This is a genomic window from Mycobacterium sp. KBS0706 (genome assembly GCF_005938675.2).
Lineage (GTDB): Bacteria > Pseudomonadota > Alphaproteobacteria > DSM-16000 > Inquilinaceae > Inquilinus.
The window spans coordinates 47,763-68,092 of record NZ_VCCH02000021.1; the positions used below are offsets into that span (position 1 = coordinate 47,763).

At 67.3% G+C, this 20,330-nt stretch carries 21 protein-coding genes and 3 tRNA genes; all 24 read left to right on the top strand.

Annotated elements, in window-relative coordinates:
• Positions 1-83: 83 nt before the first annotated feature.
• A complete protein-coding gene (locus FFK22_RS13840; protein WP_138891105.1) occupies positions 84-377 on the top strand; it encodes an HU family DNA-binding protein in 294 nt (97 codons plus the stop codon).
• Positions 378-475: 98 nt separating this feature from the next.
• A tRNA-Val gene (locus FFK22_RS13845) sits at positions 476-551 on the top strand.
• A 162-nt stretch (positions 552-713) separates the two neighbouring features.
• Positions 714-790, top strand: a tRNA-Asp gene (locus FFK22_RS13850).
• A 73-nt stretch (positions 791-863) separates the two neighbouring features.
• Positions 864-940, top strand: a tRNA-Asp gene (locus tag FFK22_RS13855).
• Between the two features lie 336 nt (positions 941-1,276).
• The gene (locus FFK22_RS13860; protein ID WP_138890680.1) at positions 1,277-1,645 is read left to right on the top strand and encodes an NADH-quinone oxidoreductase subunit A; all 369 of its coding nucleotides are present in this window, start codon (positions 1,277-1,279) and stop codon (positions 1,643-1,645) included.
• Positions 1,636-2,214 (top strand): NADH-quinone oxidoreductase subunit B family protein, encoded by a 579-nt coding sequence (locus tag FFK22_RS13865; RefSeq protein ID WP_221938585.1) that lies wholly within the window; start codon positions 1,636-1,638, stop codon positions 2,212-2,214. The genes FFK22_RS13860 and FFK22_RS13865 overlap by 10 nt, the downstream gene beginning before the upstream one ends.
• 18 nt (positions 2,215-2,232) lie before the next feature.
• The gene (locus tag FFK22_RS13870; protein ID WP_138890682.1) at positions 2,233-2,880 is read left to right on the top strand and encodes an NADH-quinone oxidoreductase subunit C; all 648 of its coding nucleotides are present in this window, start codon (positions 2,233-2,235) and stop codon (positions 2,878-2,880) included.
• Positions 2,881-2,885: 5 nt separating this feature from the next.
• Positions 2,886-4,067 carry an NADH-quinone oxidoreductase subunit D gene (locus tag FFK22_RS13875; protein WP_138890683.1) on the top strand — a complete coding sequence of 394 codons (1,182 nt, stop codon included), beginning with the start codon at positions 2,886-2,888 and terminating at the stop codon, positions 4,065-4,067.
• The gene (nuoE, locus tag FFK22_RS13880) at positions 4,064-4,906 is read left to right on the top strand and encodes an NADH-quinone oxidoreductase subunit NuoE (protein ID WP_138890684.1); all 843 of its coding nucleotides are present in this window, start codon (positions 4,064-4,066) and stop codon (positions 4,904-4,906) included. Before FFK22_RS13875 ends, nuoE begins: the two co-directional genes overlap by 4 nt.
• The gene (nuoF, locus tag FFK22_RS13885) at positions 4,906-6,204 is read left to right on the top strand and encodes an NADH-quinone oxidoreductase subunit NuoF (RefSeq protein WP_138890685.1); all 1,299 of its coding nucleotides are present in this window, start codon (positions 4,906-4,908) and stop codon (positions 6,202-6,204) included. Before nuoE ends, nuoF begins: the two co-directional genes overlap by 1 nt.
• 10 nt (positions 6,205-6,214) lie before the next feature.
• Complete coding sequence (nuoG, locus tag FFK22_RS13890) at positions 6,215-8,269, top strand: NADH-quinone oxidoreductase subunit NuoG (protein WP_138890686.1); 2,055 nt, start codon at positions 6,215-6,217, stop codon at positions 8,267-8,269.
• A gap of 4 nt (positions 8,270-8,273) precedes the next feature.
• Complete coding sequence (nuoH, locus tag FFK22_RS13895; protein ID WP_138890687.1) at positions 8,274-9,281, top strand: NADH-quinone oxidoreductase subunit NuoH; 1,008 nt, start codon at positions 8,274-8,276, stop codon at positions 9,279-9,281.
• Positions 9,282-9,293: 12 nt separating this feature from the next.
• Complete coding sequence (gene nuoI, locus FFK22_RS13900) at positions 9,294-9,782, top strand: NADH-quinone oxidoreductase subunit NuoI (RefSeq protein ID WP_138890688.1); 489 nt, start codon at positions 9,294-9,296, stop codon at positions 9,780-9,782.
• A gap of 122 nt (positions 9,783-9,904) precedes the next feature.
• Positions 9,905-10,504 (top strand): NADH-quinone oxidoreductase subunit J, encoded by a 600-nt coding sequence (locus FFK22_RS13905; RefSeq protein ID WP_138890689.1) that lies wholly within the window; start codon positions 9,905-9,907, stop codon positions 10,502-10,504.
• A 4-nt stretch (positions 10,505-10,508) separates the two neighbouring features.
• On the top strand, positions 10,509-10,817 hold the full coding sequence (gene nuoK / locus FFK22_RS13910) for an NADH-quinone oxidoreductase subunit NuoK (RefSeq protein WP_138890690.1): 309 nt from the start codon (positions 10,509-10,511) through the stop codon (positions 10,815-10,817).
• Positions 10,818-10,827: 10 nt separating this feature from the next.
• Positions 10,828-12,774, top strand: a complete 1,947-nt coding sequence (nuoL, locus tag FFK22_RS13915; protein WP_138890691.1) for an NADH-quinone oxidoreductase subunit L — start codon at positions 10,828-10,830, stop codon at positions 12,772-12,774.
• 9 nt (positions 12,775-12,783) lie between these two features.
• Positions 12,784-14,304, top strand: a complete 1,521-nt coding sequence (locus FFK22_RS13920; protein ID WP_138890692.1) for an NADH-quinone oxidoreductase subunit M — start codon at positions 12,784-12,786, stop codon at positions 14,302-14,304.
• Positions 14,305-14,322: 18 nt separating this feature from the next.
• Positions 14,323-15,798: an NADH-quinone oxidoreductase subunit NuoN gene (nuoN, locus tag FFK22_RS13925; protein ID WP_138890693.1), complete on the top strand. Its 1,476-nt coding sequence runs from the start codon at positions 14,323-14,325 to the stop codon at positions 15,796-15,798.
• Complete coding sequence (locus FFK22_RS13930; RefSeq protein ID WP_138890694.1) at positions 15,798-16,556, top strand: biotin--[acetyl-CoA-carboxylase] ligase; 759 nt, start codon at positions 15,798-15,800, stop codon at positions 16,554-16,556. Before nuoN ends, FFK22_RS13930 begins: the two co-directional genes overlap by 1 nt.
• Position 16,557: 1 nt before the next feature.
• The gene (locus tag FFK22_RS13935; RefSeq protein ID WP_138890695.1) at positions 16,558-17,343 is read left to right on the top strand and encodes a type III pantothenate kinase; all 786 of its coding nucleotides are present in this window, start codon (positions 16,558-16,560) and stop codon (positions 17,341-17,343) included.
• On the top strand, positions 17,340-19,022 hold the full coding sequence (locus FFK22_RS13940) for a ribonuclease J (protein ID WP_138890696.1): 1,683 nt from the start codon (positions 17,340-17,342) through the stop codon (positions 19,020-19,022). Before FFK22_RS13935 ends, FFK22_RS13940 begins: the two co-directional genes overlap by 4 nt.
• 2 nt (positions 19,023-19,024) lie before the next feature.
• Positions 19,025-19,429 (top strand): methylmalonyl-CoA epimerase, encoded by a 405-nt coding sequence (mce, locus tag FFK22_RS13945; RefSeq protein WP_138890697.1) that lies wholly within the window; start codon positions 19,025-19,027, stop codon positions 19,427-19,429.
• 73 nt (positions 19,430-19,502) lie between these two features.
• Entirely contained in the window at positions 19,503-19,769 is a 267-nt protein-coding gene (locus FFK22_RS13950) for a DUF1467 family protein (protein WP_138890698.1), read from the top strand.
• The gene (locus tag FFK22_RS13955; protein ID WP_138890699.1) at positions 19,748-20,323 is read left to right on the top strand and encodes a DNA-3-methyladenine glycosylase I; all 576 of its coding nucleotides are present in this window, start codon (positions 19,748-19,750) and stop codon (positions 20,321-20,323) included. The genes FFK22_RS13950 and FFK22_RS13955 overlap by 22 nt, the downstream gene beginning before the upstream one ends.
• The last annotated feature ends 7 nt before the right edge of the window (positions 20,324-20,330 follow it).

The following is a 20,330-nucleotide window of genomic DNA, read 5'->3' on the forward strand; positions in this document are numbered from 1 at the left end:
CGGTTGTCGGTTTGGAGAGTACCTAGCCTGTATCCGGCGAACCCGCCGGAACGACCAACACAGAGCCTGAAGGAGGCCGACACGTGAACAAGAACGATCTCGTCGCACACGTCGCGGAAAGCACCGGTCTGTCGCGTGCCGATGCTGGCAACGCCATCGACAGCTTCATCGACGGTGTTACCCAGACGTTGACGAAGGGGGGGGAAGTCCGCCTCGTTGGGTTCGGCACCTTCGGCGTCGCGGCACGTGCCGCTTCGGAGGGCCGCAATCCGCGGACCGGCGAGACCATCAAGATCGCCGCCTCCAAGCAGGTCAAGTTCAAGGCCGGCAAGGGCCTGAAGGACTCCGTCAACAGCGCCGGCGGCAAGAAGAAGTAAGCGCCTCCGCTTATGGACCCGAACCGGCCGGTCGGCGCCTTGGCCCGACCGGCCGTTTCATGTCCGGACCCCGCGGGATCGTCCCCGCGGGTCCGCCCGGGCGATTAGCTCAGTTGGTAGAGCATCGGTTTTACACACCGAGTGTCGGCGGTTCGAGCCCGTCATCGCCCACCAGTTCCCGCCGCCGGTTTCCCGGCGGTATCGTTGCCTTGGTGGTCCAGAATTCAAGGGTTCGGAGCGCCGCGAAAATCCCGCACCGCCCGCTGGCAATTCAAGTTGACAGCCCCCGGTGGAGTGGGTATCTCAAGCGCCTCGCCGCGATGAGCGGCCAGATGCGCGGGTGTAGCTCAGTTGGTTAGAGCGCCGGCCTGTCACGCCGGAGGCCGCGGGTTCAAGTCCCGTCACTCGCGCCACTTCCTGTTTTCCGGTCTCGCTCCGGGTTTCGGCGCTCCGCCGAAGGCCCTGTGATCGTTGCCGGCACCCTGCGCGGGTGTAGCTCAGTTGGTTAGAGCGCCGGCCTGTCACGCCGGAGGCCGCGGGTTCAAGTCCCGTCACTCGCGCCACTTCCTCCGACCATCACCGATATTTGCCGGGCCGGCCTCGTCTTCGACGGGCGCAGCGGCCCTTGCTGCATTTGGACGCGGCTGGACGCGCCGGTCCAACTGGCTGTCCGCGGCATCGTCCGGAAGCGCGAAGATCCCAGCAAAATCATGCGGTTGAGAAGCATTCGCATCTACAAAATGTGGCGGAAATTCGCTTCTCTCGTCCGACATGCCGGCCTATAAAGGCCGCGCCGGAAGGGCGGCCGTGACGGACGGCCCTTCACGACGAAGAAAGAGATTTGGGGTGGAGCGCCTGCCGATCAAGATCGCGCAGGCTCCACGTGTGACGGGTGAGCGATGACGACCTCTCTTGTGTCGGAGTACTTTCCGATCCTCGTCTTCCTGGCGATCGCCATCGTGATCGCCGGCGCCGCGGTCGGCCTGTCCTTCATCGCCGGCAAGCAGAATCCGGACAGCGAGAAGCTCTCGGCCTATGAGTGCGGCTTCGACGCCTTCGCCGATGCGCGCTCCAAGTTCGACGTCCGGTTCTATCTGGTCTCGATCCTGTTCATCATCTTCGACCTGGAAGTGGCCTTCCTGTTCCCCTGGGCGGTGGCGCTCAAGGACATCGGGATGTTCGGCTTCTGGTCGATGATGGTGTTCCTCGGCGTCCTGACCGTCGGCTTCATCTACGAGTGGAAGAAGGGAGCGCTGGAATGGGAGTGAGCGCGACGCAGTCGAGCAGCCCCGTGGCGACCAGCCCCGTGGGCGTCGGCACGCCAATTCCCCAGGGCGCCGGGCAGGACGCGGTGATCCGCGCCGCCAATGCCGAGATCCAGGACAAGGGCTTCCTGCTGACCCGAGTCGACGCGCTGTTCGACTGGGCGCGCACCGGGTCGCTGTGGCCGATGACCTTCGGCCTGGCCTGCTGCGCGGTGGAGATGATCCACGCCTACATGCCGCGCTACGACCTCGACCGACTCGGGGTCATCCCGCGGCCCAGCCCGCGCCAGTCCGACGTCATGATCGTCGCCGGCACCCTGACCAACAAGATGGCCCCGGCCCTGCGCAAGGTCTACGACCAGATGCCGGAGCCGCGCTGGGTCATCTCGATGGGCTCCTGCGCCAATGGCGGCGGCTACTACCACTATTCCTACTCGGTGGTGCGCGGCTGCGACCGCGTCGTCCCGGTCGACATCTATGTCCCGGGCTGCCCGCCGACTGCCGAGGCCCTGGTCTACGGCATCATGCAGCTGCAGAAGAAGATCCGGCGCGGCAACCGGATCGTCCGCTGAGGGATCGGGAAGCAAGGAATGGCATCGATCCAGGAACTGACCGATCTCGGCACGGCCCTCGCGGCGGTGCTGGGCGGGGACGTGCTCGGCCACGCGGTGTCGCCGACGGCCGAGCTGACCCTGACCGTCCGGCGCGACTCGATCGTCCGGGTGCTGACCCATCTGCGCGACGCGCCCGAGACCCTGTTCGAGCAGCTGACCGACATCTGCGGCGCCGACTACCCGACCCGGCCGGAGCGGTTGGAGGTCGTCTACCACCTGCTCAGCTTCCGGCATAACCGCCGGATCCGGCTGAAGGTGACGACCGACGAGGACACGCCGGTGCCGTCTGCCGCCGACGTCTTCCCGGCGGCGACCTGGTTCGAGCGCGAGGCCTGGGACCTGTACGGCATCTTCTTCGCCGACAATCCGGACCTGCGCCGTATCCTCACCGATTACGGCTTCGAGGGGCACCCGCTGCGCAAGGACTTCCCGCTGACCGGCTATGTCGAGGTCCGCTACGACAATGAGCAGAAGCGGGTGGTCTACGAGCCGGTGAAGCTGACCCAGGATTTCCGCACCTTCGACTTCCTCAGCCCGTGGGAGGGCATGACGCGGCCCGGTCCTGACGTGCCCGTGGTCCTGCCGGGCGACGAGAAGGCCGCGCTGAACGAGCCGAAGGCGTAAGCATCATGGTCGAGACCCAGATCAAGCCCTACACCATGAACTTCGGCCCGCAGCATCCGGCCGCGCACGGCGTGCTGCGCCTGGTGCTGGAACTGGACGGCGAGGTGGTGGAGCGGGCCGATCCGCATATCGGGCTGTTGCATCGCGGCACCGAGAAGCTGATCGAGTACAAGACCTACATGCAGGCGACGCCGTATTTCGATCGCCTGGACTATGTCGCGCCGATGAACCAGGAGCACGCCTTCGCCCTGGCGGTCGAGCGGCTGCTCGGCATCACCGTGCCGGAGCGGGGGCAGTATGTCCGCGTGCTGTTCTCCGAGATCAGCCGGATTCTCAACCATCTGCTCAACATCACCACCTACGCGCTCGACGTCGGCGCTGTGACTCCGTCGCTGTGGGGCTTCGAGGAGCGCGAGTTCCTGATGGAGTTCTACGAGCGCGCCTCCGGCGCCCGGCTCCATGCCAACTACTTCCGGCCCGGCGGCGTGGCCCAGGACATGCCGGCCGGCCTGGCCGACGACATCTGGGCCTATACCGAGCGCTTCCCGAAATTTGTCGACGACCTCGAAAGCCTGCTGACCGAGAACCGGATCTTCAAGCAGCGCCTGGTCGATATCGGCGTGGTGACGGCTGAGCAGGCCAAGGCGTGGGGCTTCACCGGCGTCATGCTGCGGGCCTCGAACGTGTCCTGGGACTTGCGCAAGGCGCAGCCCTACGAGGTCTATGACAAGCTCGATTTCGACATCCCGGTCGGCCTGACCGGCGACTGCTACGCCCGCTACCTGCTGCGGATCGAGGAGATGCGGCAGTCCAACCGCATCATCCGCCAGTGCCTGGAGCAGATGCCGAAGGACGGCCCGGTGAAGACCACCGACCGCAAGGTGTCGCCGCCACCGCGCGCCGAGATGAAGCGCTCGATGGAAGCGCTGATCCACCACTTCAAGCTCTACACCGAGGGCTATCATGTCCCGGCCGGCGAGACCTACGCGGCGGTCGAGGCGCCGAAGGGCGAGTTCGGCGTCTATCTGGTCGCGGACGGCACCAACCGGCCGTATCGCTGCCGCATCCGCGCCCCGGGCTTCGCCCATCTGCAGGGACTCGACTTCATGAGCCGGGGGCACATGCTGGCCGATGCGGTCGCGATCATCGGCAGCCAGGACATCGTGTTCGGGGAGATCGACCGATGACGGCCGCAGGAATTGCGCCGGAGGCGGACCAGCCGAAGGAATTCGCCTTCACGCCCGAGAATCTCGAGCGGGCGAAGAAGATCATCGCCAAATATCCCGAGGGCAAGCAGCAGAGCGCGGTGATCCCGCTGCTCGACATCGCCCAGCGCCAGCATCACAACTGGATTCCGCGGGTGGCGATGGACCACGTCGCCGACCTGCTGGAGATGCCGCGGATCCGGGTGTATGAGGTCGCGAGCTTCTACACCATGTTCAACAAGGCGCCGGTCGGCCGCCACTTCTTCCAGGTCTGCACCACCACGCCGTGCTGGCTGCGCGGGTCGGGCGACGTGATGCGGGCGCTGCAGGACCGGGCTGGCTGCGGCAACCACGAGACCAGCGAAGACGGCCAGTTCTCGGTGCTCGAGGTCGAGTGCCTTGGGGCCTGCGTCAACGCCCCGATGGTCCAGATCAACGACGATTTCTACGAGGATCTGGACTACGACAAGACGGTGGCGCTGATCGACGCGCTGAAGGCCGGGCAGCAGACCACGCCCGGCCCGCAGAACGGCCGCACCAACTCCGAAGCGCTGTCCGGCGCGACCACGCTGCTGAACATGCGCCCGGGTCATCGCCCGGCCGTGCCGGCCTCGGCCGGTCGGGTCGCGGATGGCGCCCAGGCCGATCAGCCGGACCCGGCGTCTGGCGGCACGCCGCCGGCGCATGAGGTCGCGGCCCAGGCCGAGGCCTCGCCGGGCGCCCATCGTGGCGACGCGGAGCCCGAGAAGAAGGGCAGGCCGAAGCAGAAGGTCGAGACGAGCGGCGACCACGCCGGCACCGCGGATACGGGAGAGAAGTGATGCTGCGCGACGAAGACCGCATCTTCACCAATCTCTACGGCTGGGACGATTGGGGCCTTGAAGGCGCCAAGCGCCGTGGCATCTGGAGCGATATGAAGTCGCTGGTCGACCTCGGCCGCGACAAGATCATCGAGGAGGTCAAGACCTCCGGCCTGCGCGGCCGCGGCGGCGCCGGCTTCCCGACCGGCATGAAGTGGTCCTTCATGCCGAAAGAGAGCAAGGACGGCCGCCCGAGCTACCTCGTCATCAACGCCGACGAGTCGGAGCCGGGCACCTGCAAGGACCGCGAGATCCTGCGCTTCGACCCGCACCGGCTGATCGAGGGCGCGCTGCTGGCCTCCTTCGCCATGGGGGCGCATGCCTGCTACATCTACATCCGGGGCGAGTTCTACGGCGAAGCCTCGAACATGCAGGTCGCGATCGACCAGGCCTATGACGCCGGCCTGCTCGGCAAGAATGCGGCCGGCACCGGCTGGGACTTCGACCTGTACCTGCACCGCGGCGCCGGCGCCTATATCTGCGGCGAGGAGACCGCGCTGCTGGAGAGCCTGGAGGGCAAGAAGGGCCAGCCGCGCAACAAGCCGCCGTTCCCGGCCGGCGCCGGCCTCTATGGCTGCCCGACCACGGTCAACAACGTCGAGACCATCGCCGTCGTCGGCGAGATCCTGCGCCGCGGCGGCGCGTGGTTCGCCGGCATCGGCCGGCCGAAGAACCAGGGCACCAAGCTGTTCTGCATCTCCGGCCATGTGAACCAGCCCTGCAATGTCGAGGAAGAGCTCGGCATCCCGATGCGGGAGCTGATCGACAAGCATGCCGGCGGCGTCCGCGGCGGCTGGGACAACCTGAAGGCGGTGATCCCCGGCGGCTCCTCGGCGCCGATCCTGCCGAAGGACATCTGCGACACCGTCCTGATGGATTTCGACGCGCTGCGCGAGGTCAAGTCGGCGCTCGGCACCGCCGGGCTGATCGTCATGGACAAGTCGACCGACGTGATCTACGCGGTCGCCCGCCTGTCGCGCTTCTACATGCATGAGAGCTGTGGCCAGTGCACGCCGTGCCGCGAAGGCACCGGCTGGATGTACCGGGTGATGCAGCGCATGGTCACCGGCAATGCGCGGTCGGACGAGATCGACATGCTGCTGCAGGTGACCAAGCAGATCGACGGCCGCAGCATCTGCGCCCTGGGCGACGCGGCCGCCTGGCCGGTCCAGGCGCTGATCCGGCATTTCCGCGACGAGATGGAGGAGCGGATCCGCGATCATCGCGACCGCGCCCATCGCCGCGAAGCTGCGGAATAGGAAGGCACCGATGCCCAAGCTGACGATTGACGGGGTCGAGATCGAGGTCGAGCCGGGCACGTCGGTGCTGCAGGCCTGCGAGCGCCTCGGCATCGAGGTGCCGCGCTTCTGCTTCCACGACAAGCTCTCGGTGCCGGCCAACTGCCGCATGTGCCTCGTCGAGATGGAGAAGGCGCCGAAGCCGATCGCGTCCTGCGCGATGCCTGCGGGCGACGGCATGGTGATCAAGACGAACACCGATGTCGTGCGCGACGCGCGCCGCGGCATCATGGAGTTCCTGCTGATCAACCATCCGCTCGACTGCCCGATCTGCGACCAGGGCGGCGAGTGCGACCTGCAGGACCAGGCCGTGGCCTACGGCTTCGACCGCGGCCGCTACACCGAAGGCAAGCGCGCGGTCACCGACAAGTATCTCGGGCCGCTGATCGAGACCTTCATGACGCGGTGCATCCAGTGCACCCGCTGCATCCGCTTCATCGACGAGATCGCCGGCGTGCCGGTGCTCGGCGGCGTGAACCGCGGCGAGCACATGGAGATCACCACCTATGTCGAGCAGGCGATCGCGTCCGAGCTGTCGGGCAACCTGGTCGATGTCTGCCCGGTCGGCGCGCTGACCTCCAAGCCCTACGCCTTCAGCGCCCGGCCGTGGGAGCTGCGCAAGACCGAGACGGTCGACGTGCTCGACGCCATCGGCTCGAACATCCGCATCGACGCCCGCGGCGGCGAGGTGATGCGCGTGCTGCCGCGGCTGAACGAGGACGTCAACGAGGAGTGGATCAGCGACAAGACCCGCTTCGCCGTCGACGGGCTGAAGCGCCGTCGCATCGACCGGCCTTATGTCCGGCGTGACGGCAAGCTGCAGCCGGCCAGCTGGGCCGAGGCGTTCCAGGCCATCGCCGACAAGGCCAAGGGGCTGGACGGCAAGCGCATGGCGGCGATCGCCGGCGACACCGTCGACGCCGAGGCCATGGTCGCACTGAAGGACCTGATGGCGTCCTTCGGCTCGCCGAACCTCGACTGCCGCCAGGACGGGGCGAAGCTGCCGGCCGGGCCGCGCGGCGCCTATCTGTTCAACAGCGGCATCGCCGGGATCGAGCAGGCCGACGTCATCCTGCTGGTCGGCACCAACCCACGTTCGGAGGCGGCGATCGTCAACGCCCGCATCCGCAAGCGCTGGCTGAAGAACGGCCTGACCGTCGGCGTGGTCGGCCCGGATGCCGACCTGACCTACCGCACCCGCCATCTCGGCGCCGGGCCGGAGACGCTGGCGGCGATCGCCGACGGCACCGACGGCTTCGCCGAGGTGCTGCGCAACGCCAAGGCGCCGCTGCTGATCGTGGGGCAGGGGGCCCTGACCCGCGAGGACGGCGCCCAGGTCCTGGCGGCCTGCCGCCGGATCGCCGAGACCTTCGGCCTGGTCCGTGACGGCTGGAACGGCTTCAACGTGCTGCACACCGCCGCGGCGCGGGTCGGCGGCCTGGATCTCGGCTTCCTGCCGGGCCCGGGCGGTCGCGACGTCGCCGGCATTCTTGACGGCGCGAGCAAGGGCGAGATCGACTTCGTCTGGCTGCTCGCGGCCGACGAGATCGACACCGGCCGCCTCGGCCAGGCCTTCGTGGTCTATCAGGGCCATCATGGCGACCGCGGCGCCCACCGCGCCGACGTGATCCTGCCGGGCGCCGCCTATACCGAGAAGAACGCGACCTACGTCAACACCGAAGGCCGCGTGCAGCAGGCCCGCATGGCGGTGTTTCCGCCGGGCGAGGCGCGCGAGGACTGGAAGATCCTGCGCGCTGCCAGCGAGGCGATGGGCCGCAAGCTGCCCTATGACAGCCTGCGCGAGGTGCGCCAGCGTCTGGTCGCGGTGAACCCGGTCTTTGGGACGCCGGACACCCAAGCTGCGGGCGAGTGGGGGGCCTTCGGCGCCGAGGGCGCGATGGGCTCGGCGCCCTTCGTCTCGGCGGTCGAGAACTTCTACATGACGGACCCGATCACCCGCGCCTCGGAGACGATGGCGCAGTGCATCGACGAGATCCTGGGCCAGCACAAAGCGGCGGCGGAGTAACGCGATGGGTTTCTGGAGCGGATACGCCTGGCCGACGATCCTCGTCGTCCTTCAGATCGTCGCGATCGTCCTGCCGCTGATCATCGCGGTGGCCTATCTGACGCTTGCCGAGCGCAAGGTGATGGCGGCGATGCAGCTGCGCCAGGGCCCGATGGTGGTCGGCCCCTTCGGCCTGCTGCAGCCGCTGGCCGACGGCATCAAGCTCTTGAGCAAGGAGACGATCATCCCGTCCGGCGCCAACCGGATGCTGTTTATCCTGGCGCCGATGATCACCTTCTTCCTCAGCCTCGTGGCCTGGGCGGTGATCCCGTTCGATGACGGCTGGGTACTGGCCGACATCAATGTCGGCGTTCTGTACCTGTTCGCGATCTCGTCGCTCGGCGTCTACGGCATCATCATCGCCGGCTGGTCGTCGAACTCGAAATACGCCTTCCTCGGCGGCCTGCGGTCCGCGGCGCAGATGGTGTCCTACGAAGTCTCGATCGGCTTCGTCATGATCTCCGTGCTGCTCTGCGTCGGCTCGCTCAACATCTCCGACATCGTCAAGGCGCAGCAGACCATCTGGTTCGCGATCCCGCTGTTCCCGATGTTCGTGATCTTCTTCATCTCGGCGCTGGCCGAGACCAACCGGGCGCCGTTCGACCTGCCCGAGGGTGAATCCGAGATCACCGGCGGCTTCATGGTCGAGTACTCGTCCATGACGTATGCGCTGTTCTTCCTCGGCGAATACGCCAACATGATCCTGATGAGCGGGATGACCACCATCCTGTTCCTCGGCGGCTGGCTGCCGCCCTTCGGCTTCGCGCCCTTCACCTGGATCCCGGGCGTGATCTGGTTCGTGCTGAAGATCCTCTTCTGCCTGTTCGTCTTCATCTGGGTCCGGGCGACGCTGCCGCGCTTCCGCTACGACCAGCTGATGCGCCTGGGCTGGAAGGTGTTCCTGCCGTTCTCGCTGGCCTGGGTGGTGATCACCGCCGGCGTGCTGACCGCCTTCGGCTGGCTGCCGAACTGAGAGGCCGAGACCATGGCATTCATCGACCGCACCGCCCGCAGCCTGCTGCTCAAGGAAATCCTGGGCGGGCTGGCGCTGACCTTCAGCTACATGTTCAAGCAGAAGGCGACGCTGAACTACCCGTTCGAGAAGGGTCCGCTCAGCCCGCGCTTCCGCGGCGAGCACGCGCTGCGCCGCTATCCCAGCGGCGAAGAGCGGTGCATCGCCTGCAAGCTGTGCGAGGCGATCTGCCCGGCCCAGGCCATCACCATCGAGGCCGAGCCGCGCGCCGACGGCAGCCGCCGCACGACGCGCTACGACATCGACATGACCAAGTGCATCTATTGCGGCCTGTGCCAGGAGGCCTGCCCGGTGGATGCGATCGTCGAGGGACCGAACTTCGAGTTCGCCACCGAGACGCGCGAGGAGCTTTTCTACAACAAGGAGAAGCTGCTGCAGAACGGGGACCGCTGGGAGGCGCAGCTGGCCGCGAACATTGCGGTCGACGCGCCGTACCGGTAAGACCCGCCGCGCCGCCTCGCCGGGGGATTCGGTCCGGACTCCGTCGGGGGGCCGGGCCGCGAGAGGGGTAGAGCAATCGTGACCTCGAGCGTCCGCAAGGGGACGACAGGGAGCACCGTGAGATGATCATCCAGGCCTTGGCCTTCTATCTTTTCGCCCTGATCACCGTCGTCGCTGGCGTGATGGTGATCTCGGCCCGCAATTCGGTGCATTCGGTGCTGTTCCTGATCCTCGCCTTCTTCAATGCGGCGGCGCTGTTCGTGCTGATCGGGGCGGAGTTCCTGGCGATGATCCTGGTCGTCGTCTATGTCGGCGCGGTCGCGGTCTTGTTCCTGTTCGTCGTGATGATGCTGGACATCAACTTCGCCGAGCTCAGGGCCGGCTTCCTGCGCTACCTGCCGATCGGCGCGCTGATCGGTGTGGTGCTGCTGGTCGAGCTGTTCCTGCTCTACGGCTCGATCGGCGGCCCGTCGATCCTGTCCGCAGGGGCGGCGCATTCGGGGCCGACCAACACGGCGGCGCTCGGCCAGCTGATCTACACGCAGTACGCCTATCCGTTCCAGGCAGCGGGCCTCGTCCTCCTGGTCGCGATGATCGGGGCGATCGTGCTGACCCTGCGCCACCGCGCCGGCGTCCGCCGCCAGGTGATTTCGCAGCAGCTCGCGCGCCGCCGCGAGGAGGTGATGGTGATCAAGAAGATCGGCACCGGGGAAGGGGCCTGACGCCATGACGATCGGAATCGGACACTATCTCGGCCTCGCGGCGATCCTGTTCACGCTCGGCATCTTCGGCGTGTTCCTGAACCGCAAGAACGTCATCGTCATCCTGATGTCGGTCGAGCTGATGCTGCTCGCCGTCAACATCAACCTCGTCGCCTTCTCGGTCGCCCTCGGCGACTTGGTGGGGCAGGTGTTCGCGCTGTTCGTGCTGACCGTCGCCGCCGCCGAGGCGGCGATCGGCCTCGCGATCCTCGTCGTCTACTTCCGCAACCGCGGCTCGATCGCGGTTGAGGACATCAACATGATGAAGGGCTGAGGCGCCCCCGATGGACATCGCAGCAATCTTCCTGCCGCTGGCCGGCTTCCTGATCGCAGGACTGTTCGGCCGCTTCATCGGCGACCGCGCCTCGATGGCCGTGACGACGCTCGCCGTCTGCGTCGCCGCACTCATCTCCTGGTGGCTGTTCTTCGACGTCGCCATCGACGGCAACGTCCGCACCCATTCGCTGCTTCTGTGGATCAGCGTCGGCACCTTCGTCGCCGACTGGGCGCTGAAGTTCGACACGCTGACCGCCGTGATGCTGATCGTGGTGAACACCGTCTCCGCGATGGTGCACGTCTACTCGATCGGCTACATGTCGCACGACCACTCGAAGCCGCGCTTCTTCGCCTATCTCAGCCTGTTCACCTTCGCCATGCTGATGCTGGTGACGGCGGACAACCTGGTGCAGCTGTTCTTCGGCTGGGAGGGAGTCGGCCTGGCCTCCTACCTGCTGATCGGCTTCTGGCATGAGAAGGAGAGCGCCCGGGCCGCCGCGGTGAAGGCATTCCTGGTCAACCGCGTCGGCGACTTCGGCTTCGCGCTGGGCATCTTCGCCGTCTACAAGATCTTCGGCACGGTGCGGTACGAGGAGATCTTCGCCGCCGCGCCGCATCTGGTCGATGCCCGGATCAACTTCCTCGGCATGGACCTGCCGGCCCTGACCACCGCCTCATTGCTGCTGTTCGTCGGCGCCATGGGCAAGTCGGCCCAGCTCGGCCTGCACACCTGGCTGCCGGACGCGATGGAAGGCCCGACCCCGGTCTCGGCCCTGATCCATGCCGCGACGATGGTCACCGCCGGCGTGTTCATGCTGGCGCGGATGTCGCCGCTGTTCGAATACGCCCCGGACGCGCTGGCCGTGGTCACCGTGATCGGCGCGCTGACCGCCTTCGTCGCCGCGACGATCGGCCTGACCCAGTTCGACATCAAACGGGTCATCGCCTATTCGACCATGAGCCAGCTCGGCTACATGTTCTTCGCCATCGGCGTCTCGGCCTACCAGGCGGCGATTTTCCACCTGCTGACCCACGCCTTCTTCAAGGCGCTGCTGTTCCTCGGCGCCGGCTCGGTGATCCACGCCATGGGCGGCGAGCAGGACATGCGGAAGATGGGCGGCATCTGGAAGCTGATCCCCTGGACCTATGCCCTGATGTGGATCGGCAGCCTGGCGCTGGCCGGCATCGGCATCCCTGGCGTGTTCGGCTTCGCCGGCTTCTACTCGAAAGACATGATCCTCGAAGCATCCTGGGCCGCCCACACCAATGTCGGCGCCTTCGCCTACTGGCTCGGCATCCTGGCGGCGGTGATGACCGCCTTCTACAGCGGCCGCCTCCTGTTCATGACCTTCCACGGCAAGCCGCGCGCCGACCACCATACCATGGACCATGTCCATGAATCCCCGCCGGTGATGTTGGTGCCGCTCCTGATCCTCGGCGCCGGCGCGGTGCTGGCCGGCCTGATCGGCTACGACGTCTTCGTCGGCGAGGGGCGCGAGCACTTCTGGCGCGAGGCGATCCTGGTGCTGCCCGCCCAGGACAGCATCGAGGCGGCGCACCACGTCGCCCTCTGGGTCAAGCTGCTGCCGCTGGTCGCCGGCCTGGCCGGGCTCGCCGCCTCCTGGGTGTACTACATCCAGGCGCCGTCCCTGGCGGGCGCGACAGTGCGGGCGTTCAAGCCGATCCACCAGCTGTTCTTCCGCAAGTGGTACTTCGACGAGATCTACGATGCCCTCTTCGTCAAGCCGGCCTTCGTCCTGGGCCGCGCGCTCTGGAAGGGCGGCGACGGGGCGATCATCGACCGGCTCGGGCCGGACGGCATCGCCGCCACCTCGATCGGCGTCGCCCGCCGGGCCAGCCGGCTCGAGAGCGGCTATGTCTACCACTATGCCTTCGTCATGGTGATCGGCGTGGTCGCGCTGGTCTCCTGGTATGTCTTCGGCGGCCGGATGTGAGAGTGACTCATGGGTAACTGGCCGATCCTCTCGCTCGCCACCTTCCTGCCGCTGGTCGGAGCAGCCTTGATCCTGCTGCTGGCCCGCGGCAGCGAGGCCGCCGTGGCCGCCACCTCGCGCTGGGTGGCGCTGTGGACCACGCTCGTCACCTTCGCCCTCTCGGTCGCCATCTGGCTCGGCTTCGACCCGACCGCGGTCGGCTTCCAGATGGAAGAGAAGGTGGCCTGGTTCCCGGACCTCAACATCGCCTACCACATGGGCGTGGACGGCATCTCGGTGCTGTTCGTCGTCCTGTCGGCCTTCCTGATGCCGATCTGCATCCTCGCCAGCTGGGAGAGCATCCACAGCCGGGTGAAGGAGTACATGGTCTCGTTCCTGATCCTCGAGACCATGATGATCGGCATGTTCTGCGCGCTCGACTACGTGCTGTTCTACGTCTTCTTCGAAGGCGTGCTGATCCCGATGTTCGTGCTGATCGGCATCTGGGGGTCGGGCGAGCGCCGCATCTATGCCGCGTTCAAGTTCTTCCTGTTCACGCTGCTCGGCTCGGTGCTGATGCTGGTGGCCCTCCTGGCCATGTATGTCCAGGCCGGCACCACCGACATCCCGACCCTGCTGGCGACCGATTTCGGCTACGACATGCAGGTCTGGCTATGGCTGGCCATGTTCGCCTCCTTCGCCGTGAAGGTGCCGATGTGGCCGGTCCACACCTGGCTGCCGGACGCGCATGTCGAGGCGCCGACGGCGGGTTCGGTGATCCTGGCCGGCGTGCTGCTGAAGATGGGCGGCTACGGCTTCCTGCGCTTCTCGATCCCGATGCTGCCCGAGGCGACGGCGCTGTTGACGCCGCTGGTCTACGGCCTGTCGATCGTCGCGGTCATCTACACCTCCCTCGTCGCCCTGGCGCAGGAGGACATGAAGAAGATGATCGCCTATTCCTCGATCGCGCATATGGGCTTCGTCACCGCCGGCATGTTCTCGCTGACCCAGCAGGGCGTCGAGGGCTCGATCTTCCAGATGCTCAGCCACGGCGTGGTCTCGTCGGCGCTGTTCCTCTGCGTCGGCGTGGTCTATGACCGGCTGCACACCCGCGAGATCGCGCGCTATGGCGGTCTGGCGAACAACATGCCGAAATACGCCGTGTTCTTCATGATCATGCTGCTCGGCTCGGTCGGCCTGCCGGCCACCTCGGGCTTCGTCGGCGAGTTCCTGATCCTGACCGGCCTGTTCCAGGTGAACACCTGGGTCGCGACCCTGACCGCGACCGGCCTGGTGCTCGGCGCCACCTACATGCTGCTCTTGTACCGCAAGGTCATCTTCGGCGAGATCACACGCGAGGATGTGCGGAAGATGACCGACCTGAGCCCGCGCGAGATCGTCCTCTTCGTGCCGCTGGCCCTGGTGGTGCTGTGGATGGGCATCTACCCGTCCAGCTTCCTGAACGTGATGTCGGTCTCGGTCGACCACCTCATCACCCAATACCACGCCGATCTCGGCCGCGCCGACGCGGTCGCGTTGGCCGTCCGCTGAGCCGGGGATCCGATCGCCATGGTGTCTCTTCCCGATCTGATGCCGGCCCTGCCGGAGATCTTCCTGGCCTGCGCCGGCATGGCGCTGCTGCTGATCGGTGTCTTCCTGGGCGAGAAGTCGACCCGGATCGTCGCCTCCCTGGCGGTGATGTCCTTCATCATCGCCGCCGCCCTGCTGCTGATGGCGCCGGGCGGGCGGGCCGTGACCTTCAGCGGCATGTTCGTCGCCGACGGCTTCGGCGTGTTCATGAAGATCCTGGTGCTGATCGGCTCGGCGCTGGCCCTGATCATGTCGCTCGACTATCTCGAGCATGAGGGCATGTCGCGCTTCGAGTATCCGGTGCTGTTCGTGCTGGCCACCGTCGGCATGCTGCTGATGATCAGCGCCAACAACCTGATCTCGCTCTATCTCGGCCTCGAGCTGCAGAGCCTGTCGCTCTACGTCGTCGCCGCCTTCAACCGCGATTCGGAGCGGTCGAGCGAGGCCGGGCTGAAATACTTCGTGCTCGGCGCGCTGTCCTCGGGCCTGCTGCTGTACGGCGCCTCGCTGATCTACGGCTTCCTCGGCACCACCAGCTTCGACGCGCTGGCCCAGGCCCTCTCCGGCCAGGCGGGACAGGGCGTGGTGCTCGGCGGCGCCTCGATGGGCGTGATCATCGGCCTCGTCTTCGTCTGCGCCGCCCTGGCCTTCAAGGTCTCGGCCGTGCCGTTCCACATGTGGACGCCGGACGTCTATGAGGGCGCGCCGACCCCGGTCACCGCCTTCTTCGCAGTGGCCCCGAAGGTGGCGGCCATGGCGCTGTTCGTCCGCGTGCTGGTGGAGCCGTTCGGCCATCTCACCAGCCAGTGGCAGCAGATCATCGTCGTCGCCTCGGCCTTGTCGATGATCCTCGGTGCCTTCGCCGCGATCGCGCAGACCAACATCAAGCGGCTGATGGCCTATTCCTCGATCGGCCATGTCGGCTTCGCGCTGCTCGGCCTCGCCGCCGGCACGCAGCAGGGCATCACTGGCGTGATCGTCTACATGGCGATCTACATCCCGATGAGCCTCGGCGCCTTCGCCGTGATCCTGTCGATGCGGATCGACGGCAAGCAGGTGGAGGGGATCCAGGACCTCGCCGGCCTCGGCAAGTCCAGCCCCGGCATGGCCTTCGCCCTGGTGATCATGATGTTCTCGATGGCCGGCATCCCGCCGCTGGCCGGCTTCTTCGCCAAGCTCTACGTGTTCAAGGCGGTGATCGAGCAGGGCACCACCGGCTTCATCGTGCTCGCGGTGATCGGCGTGCTGGCCAGCGTGGTGTCGGCGGTTTACTACCTGAAGATCATCCGGGTGATGTATTTCGACGAGCCGAAGGTCGGCTTCGACAAGCCGGAAGGCGCCGCGATCCCGGCGATCCTCGCCGTCTCGACCCTGTTTATCGTCATGTTCTGGTTGCTGCCGGCGCCGCTGACCGGGGCTGCCCAGGCGGCCGCGGCCAGCCTGTTCGGAGGCTGATGCCCGACGCCCTGCCTCCCATCGCACTGCCACCGGGCTGGCGGCTCGACGCGCGGGACCGCGTCGGCAGCACCAATGACGAGGCGCGGGCGCTCGCCGTAGCGGGCGCCGCGCACGGCACCATCGTCTGGGCCCGGCGGCAGGACGCGGCCCGGGGCCGCCGCGGCCGCGCCTGGTCCGCGCCGGAAGGAAACCTCTACTGCACGGCCATCCTGCGGCCGCAGGTGCCGTTCAGCCGGGCCGGGGAGCTGACCTTCGTGGTCGCTGTCGCCGTGGCCGACGCGGTGGCAAGCTTCGGGCTCGAACCGAAGCTGAAATGGCCGAACGACGTGCAGATCGCCGGCGACAAGATGTGCGGCATCCTGCTGGAGGCCGCAGTCGCCCCGGATCGCACCGTCGACTGGATCGTCGCCGGCATCGGCGTGAACATCGCCCACCACCCCCAGCTGGCCGACTACAACGCCACCAGCCTGCACGCCGCCGGCGCGAAGGACGCGACGGTCGAGGCGGCGCTGGAGCGGCTGGCCGCAGCGCTGGACCGCCGCCTGGCGGAATGGCGGGCAGGGGGCTTCGATGCCACCCGTGCCGCCTGGCTCAAGCGCGCCGTCGGTCTCGGCGCCCGCATCAAGGTGCGGCTCGAGACCGAGACGCTGGAGGGGGTGTTCGAGCAGATCGACCCGACCGGCGCTCTGATCTTGCGCACCGACACCGGCCGGCACAGCATCACCGCGGGCGACGTCTTCTTCGGGAGGGGCTGAGATGCTTCTCGCCATCGATGCGGGCAACACCAACATCGTCTTCGCGGTGTTCGACGGGGCACAGCAGAAGGGCCAGTGGCGCATCGCCACCGACAGCCGCCGCACCTCCGACGAATACGCCGTCTGGCTGGTCTCGCTGATGAAGATGCGGGGCCTGCGGCCGGTCGACGTGACCCGCTCGATCCTGTCCAGCGTGGTGCCGGCCGCGACCTTCAACTTGGCCAAGCTGTGCCGCGACCATTTCGGCACCGACCCGATGCGGGTCGGCGATCCCGAGATCCAGCTCGGCATCAGGAATCTGCTGCGCAACCCGCGCGAGGCGGGGGCCGACCGGCTGGTCAACGCCGTTTCCGCCGGCGCCGCCTATCCCAAGCCGCTGATCGTGGTCGACATCGGCACCGGCACCACCTTCGACGTGGTCAACGCCGATGGCGACTTCGTCGGCGGCATCATCGCCCCGGGACCCCAGCTGGCGCTCGACGCGTTGCACAAGGTGGCGGCCCAGCTGCCCAAGGTCGAGATCGTGCGGCCGGAGCAGGTGATCGGCTACGGCACCATCAGCGCCATGCAATCCGGCATGTTCTGGGGCTATCTCAGCATGATCGAAGGGCTGATCACCCGCATCAAGGCCGAGCTGTCGCCGACCGGCACGCCGCCGGTGACGGTGATCACCACCGGCGGCCTCGGTAGCGTTTTTGCCCAGGCGACCCATATGATCGACCACATCGACAGCGAACTGACCCTGCGCGGACTGCGCCTCATCTACGAGCGAAACACCACCACATGAACGCATCTCCCGCGGCCGGCGCCAACGGCCCCGACGACGCCCTCTACTTCCTGCCGCTCGGCGGCGCCGGCGAGATCGGGATGAACCTGTATCTCTACGGTCATGCGGGCCACTGGCTGATGGTCGATTGCGGGGTCACCTTCGCCGACGAATCGGTTCCGGGCATCGACCTGATCGTGCCCGACCCGGTGTTCATCGAACGGCGGCGCGACAAGCTGCTGGCGCTCGTGATCACCCATGCGCATGAGGACCATATCGGCGCCATCACCCATCTCTGGCCCGATCTGCGCTGCCCGATCTACGCCACGCCCTTCACCGCCGCGGTGCTGCGGATCAAGCTGCGCGAGACCGATTTCGCCGACCAGGTGCCGATCATCGAGGTGCCGCTGGGCGGCGATGTCGAGATCGGTCCGTTCGGCGTCGGCTTCATCACCATGACCCATTCGGTGCCGGAGCCGAACGCCCTGGTGATCCGCACCAAGCACGGCAACGTGGTCCACACCGGCGACTGGAAGCTGGACCCGGCGCCGCAGATCGGCGACGTGACCGACGAGGCGAAGCTGCGCCGGCTCGGCGACGAGGGCGTGGTCGCGGTGATGGGCGACAGCACCAACGCCCTCAACCCCGGCCGCTCCGGCTCGGAGGAGGAGGTCCGCCGCGGCCTGGCCGAGGTGATCGCGGCCCAGCCGAACCGGGTCGTCGTCACCTGCTTCTCGTCCAACGTCGCGCGCATCCACAGCGTGGCGCTGGCGGCGCAGCAGGCCGGGCGGCAATGCGCCATGGTCGGCCGGTCGCTGTGGAAGATCATGGAGGCGGCCCAGAGCACCGGCTACATGAACGACCTGCCGGAGCCCTTCGTGCGCGAGGATCAGGTCGGCTACATCCCGCGCGACAAGATCGTGCTGATCTGCACCGGCAGCCAGGGCGAGGCGCGGTCGGCCCTGGCGCGCATCGCCGGCGACAGCCATCCGCACATCACCCTGGATGCCGGCGACACGGTGGTGTTCTCGGCCCGCGAGATCCCGGGCAATGAGAAGGCGATCGGCCGGGTGCAGAACGCGCTGGTGGGGCAGGGCATCACCCTGATCACGCCGGACGACGCCATGGTGCACTGCTCCGGCCATCCGGCGCGTGAGGAGCTGACCACCCTCTACCAGTGGCTGAAGCCGCAGGCGGTGGTGCCGGTGCATGGCGAGGAGCGGCACATGCGCGCCCATGCGGCGCTGGCCGAGGCGGGGCAGGTGAAGCAGACCCTGGTGCCGCGCAACGGCGCCCTGATCCGCCTGGCGCCCGGGCCGCTCGAGATCGTCGACAATGTCGAGCACGGCAAGCTGGCACTGGACGGGCATCATCTGGTGCCGATCGGCGGCGAGGCGATCCGCGACCGCCAGCGCATCATCCACAACGGCGCCGCGGTGGTGACCCTGGTGCTCGACCGCGACGGCCGGCTGGCCGCCGACCCGAGGGTGGCGCTGCTCGGCATCGAGGACGCCGAGGACCAGGCCGACAGCGAAGCCGAGGTTGGAGACGAGGTGCGCTCGGCGATCGAATCCCTGCCGCGAACCCAGCGCAACGACGACACGGCGATCACCGAGGCGGCGCGGGTGACGGTCCGCCGCACGATCCGCAGCTGGCACGGCAAGAAGCCGGTCACCGAAGTGCATCTGGTCCGGCTCTGACCATGATCGGCCGCCTCAATCACGTCGCCATCGCCGTGCCGGACCTGGCGGCCGCCGTGGTGCTCTATGGCGAGACGCTGGGGGCCGAGGTGTCGGCGCCGGTCGACCTGCCGGAGCACGGCGTGACCACAGTCTTCGTCGTGCTGCCGAACACCAAGATCGAGCTGCTGCACCCGCTGGGCGAGGGCTCGCCGATCGCGAAGTTCCTGGAGCGCAACCCGAAGGGCGGCATCCACCACCTCTGTTATGAGGTCGAGGACATCCGGGCTGCGCGCGACCGGCTGGTCGCGGCGGGCCTCCGCGTGCTCGGCGACGGCGAGCCGAAGATCGGCGCCCATGGCAAGCCGGTGCTGTTCCTGCACCCGGCCGACCTCGCCGGCACCCTGACCGAGATCGAGCAGGTCTGAGACCAGGACGAAAAGACCCATGTCGCCCGTCGGGTCAGGCGGGTAAGAGGGCAGACACTCCGGGAGGGACCGCATGGGCCTGGTCAGCGGCATCGTCGTCTTTGTCATCATCTGGTGGACTGTGATCTTCATGGTCCTGCCCTGGGGCGTGCGGCCCGAGGTCGACGATGCGCAGCCGGGCCACCAGGTCGGGGCGCCGGCCAATCCGCGGATGTGGCGCAAGGTGCTGATCACCACCGCCATCACCATCGTGCTATGGGTGGTGATCGACATCCTGATCACCGAGAACGTGTTCTCCTTCCGGGACTGGGCCGAATCATGGACGAGAGCGCAGCAGTGACGGGCCCGGCGCCGGCGAAGACCTATTGCGCCTTCGCCGAGCGCGACCCGCTGCACAAGGCCTATCACGACACCGAATACGGCTTCCCGGCACGGGACGACACGGTGCTGTTCGAGCGATTGATTCTCGAGATCAACCAGGCCGGCTTGTCCTGGGACCTGATGCTGAAGAAGCGCGAGACCTTCCGCCACGCCTATGCCGGCTTCGACATCGACAAGGTCGCAGCCTTCGGCGACGCCGACCGTACCCGGCTGCTGGCCGATCCCGGGGTGATCCGCAACCGCTTGAAGGTCGACGCCGCGATCGATAACGCCAAGCGGCTGCAGGCGATCCGCGAGAGCCACGGCAGCTTCGCCGCCTGGCTCGACGCCCATCACCCGCTGGCCAAGGCGGAGTGGGTGAAGCTGTTCAAGAAGACCTTCCGCTTCACCGGCGGCGAGATCGTCGGCGAATTCCTGATGAGCCTGGGCTACCTGCAGGGCACGCACCATCCTGCCTGCCCGGTCTACGCCACGATCCTGAAGCTGGACCCGCCCTGGCGGCGCGGAGGCTGAAGTCCCC

Excerpts from the sequence above, each read along its gene's own strand:
- FFK22_RS13860 (WP_138890680.1), top strand. The coding sequence starts at position 1,277 with ATGACGACCTCTCTTGTGTCGGAGTACTTTCCGATCCTCGTCTTCCTG.
- FFK22_RS13865 (WP_221938585.1), top strand. The coding sequence starts at position 1,636 with ATGGGAGTGAGCGCGACGCAGTCGAGCAGCCCCGTGGCGACCAGCCCC.
- FFK22_RS13870 (WP_138890682.1), top strand. The coding sequence starts at position 2,233 with ATGGCATCGATCCAGGAACTGACCGATCTCGGCACGGCCCTCGCGGCG.
- FFK22_RS13875 (WP_138890683.1), top strand. The coding sequence starts at position 2,886 with ATGGTCGAGACCCAGATCAAGCCCTACACCATGAACTTCGGCCCGCAG.
- nuoE (WP_138890684.1), top strand. The coding sequence starts at position 4,064 with ATGACGGCCGCAGGAATTGCGCCGGAGGCGGACCAGCCGAAGGAATTC.
- nuoF (WP_138890685.1), top strand. The coding sequence starts at position 4,906 with ATGCTGCGCGACGAAGACCGCATCTTCACCAATCTCTACGGCTGGGAC.
- nuoG (WP_138890686.1), top strand. The coding sequence starts at position 6,215 with ATGCCCAAGCTGACGATTGACGGGGTCGAGATCGAGGTCGAGCCGGGC.
- nuoH (WP_138890687.1), top strand. The coding sequence starts at position 8,274 with ATGGGTTTCTGGAGCGGATACGCCTGGCCGACGATCCTCGTCGTCCTT.
- nuoI (WP_138890688.1), top strand. The coding sequence starts at position 9,294 with ATGGCATTCATCGACCGCACCGCCCGCAGCCTGCTGCTCAAGGAAATC.
- FFK22_RS13905 (WP_138890689.1), top strand. The coding sequence starts at position 9,905 with ATGATCATCCAGGCCTTGGCCTTCTATCTTTTCGCCCTGATCACCGTC.
- nuoK (WP_138890690.1), top strand. The coding sequence starts at position 10,509 with ATGACGATCGGAATCGGACACTATCTCGGCCTCGCGGCGATCCTGTTC.
- nuoL (WP_138890691.1), top strand. The coding sequence starts at position 10,828 with ATGGACATCGCAGCAATCTTCCTGCCGCTGGCCGGCTTCCTGATCGCA.
- FFK22_RS13920 (WP_138890692.1), top strand. The coding sequence starts at position 12,784 with ATGGGTAACTGGCCGATCCTCTCGCTCGCCACCTTCCTGCCGCTGGTC.
- nuoN (WP_138890693.1), top strand. The coding sequence starts at position 14,323 with ATGGTGTCTCTTCCCGATCTGATGCCGGCCCTGCCGGAGATCTTCCTG.
- FFK22_RS13930 (WP_138890694.1), top strand. The coding sequence starts at position 15,798 with ATGCCCGACGCCCTGCCTCCCATCGCACTGCCACCGGGCTGGCGGCTC.
- FFK22_RS13935 (WP_138890695.1), top strand. The coding sequence starts at position 16,558 with ATGCTTCTCGCCATCGATGCGGGCAACACCAACATCGTCTTCGCGGTG.
- FFK22_RS13940 (WP_138890696.1), top strand. The coding sequence starts at position 17,340 with ATGAACGCATCTCCCGCGGCCGGCGCCAACGGCCCCGACGACGCCCTC.
- mce (WP_138890697.1), top strand. The coding sequence starts at position 19,025 with ATGATCGGCCGCCTCAATCACGTCGCCATCGCCGTGCCGGACCTGGCG.
- FFK22_RS13950 (WP_138890698.1), top strand. The coding sequence starts at position 19,503 with ATGGGCCTGGTCAGCGGCATCGTCGTCTTTGTCATCATCTGGTGGACT.
- FFK22_RS13955 (WP_138890699.1), top strand. The coding sequence starts at position 19,748 with ATGGACGAGAGCGCAGCAGTGACGGGCCCGGCGCCGGCGAAGACCTAT.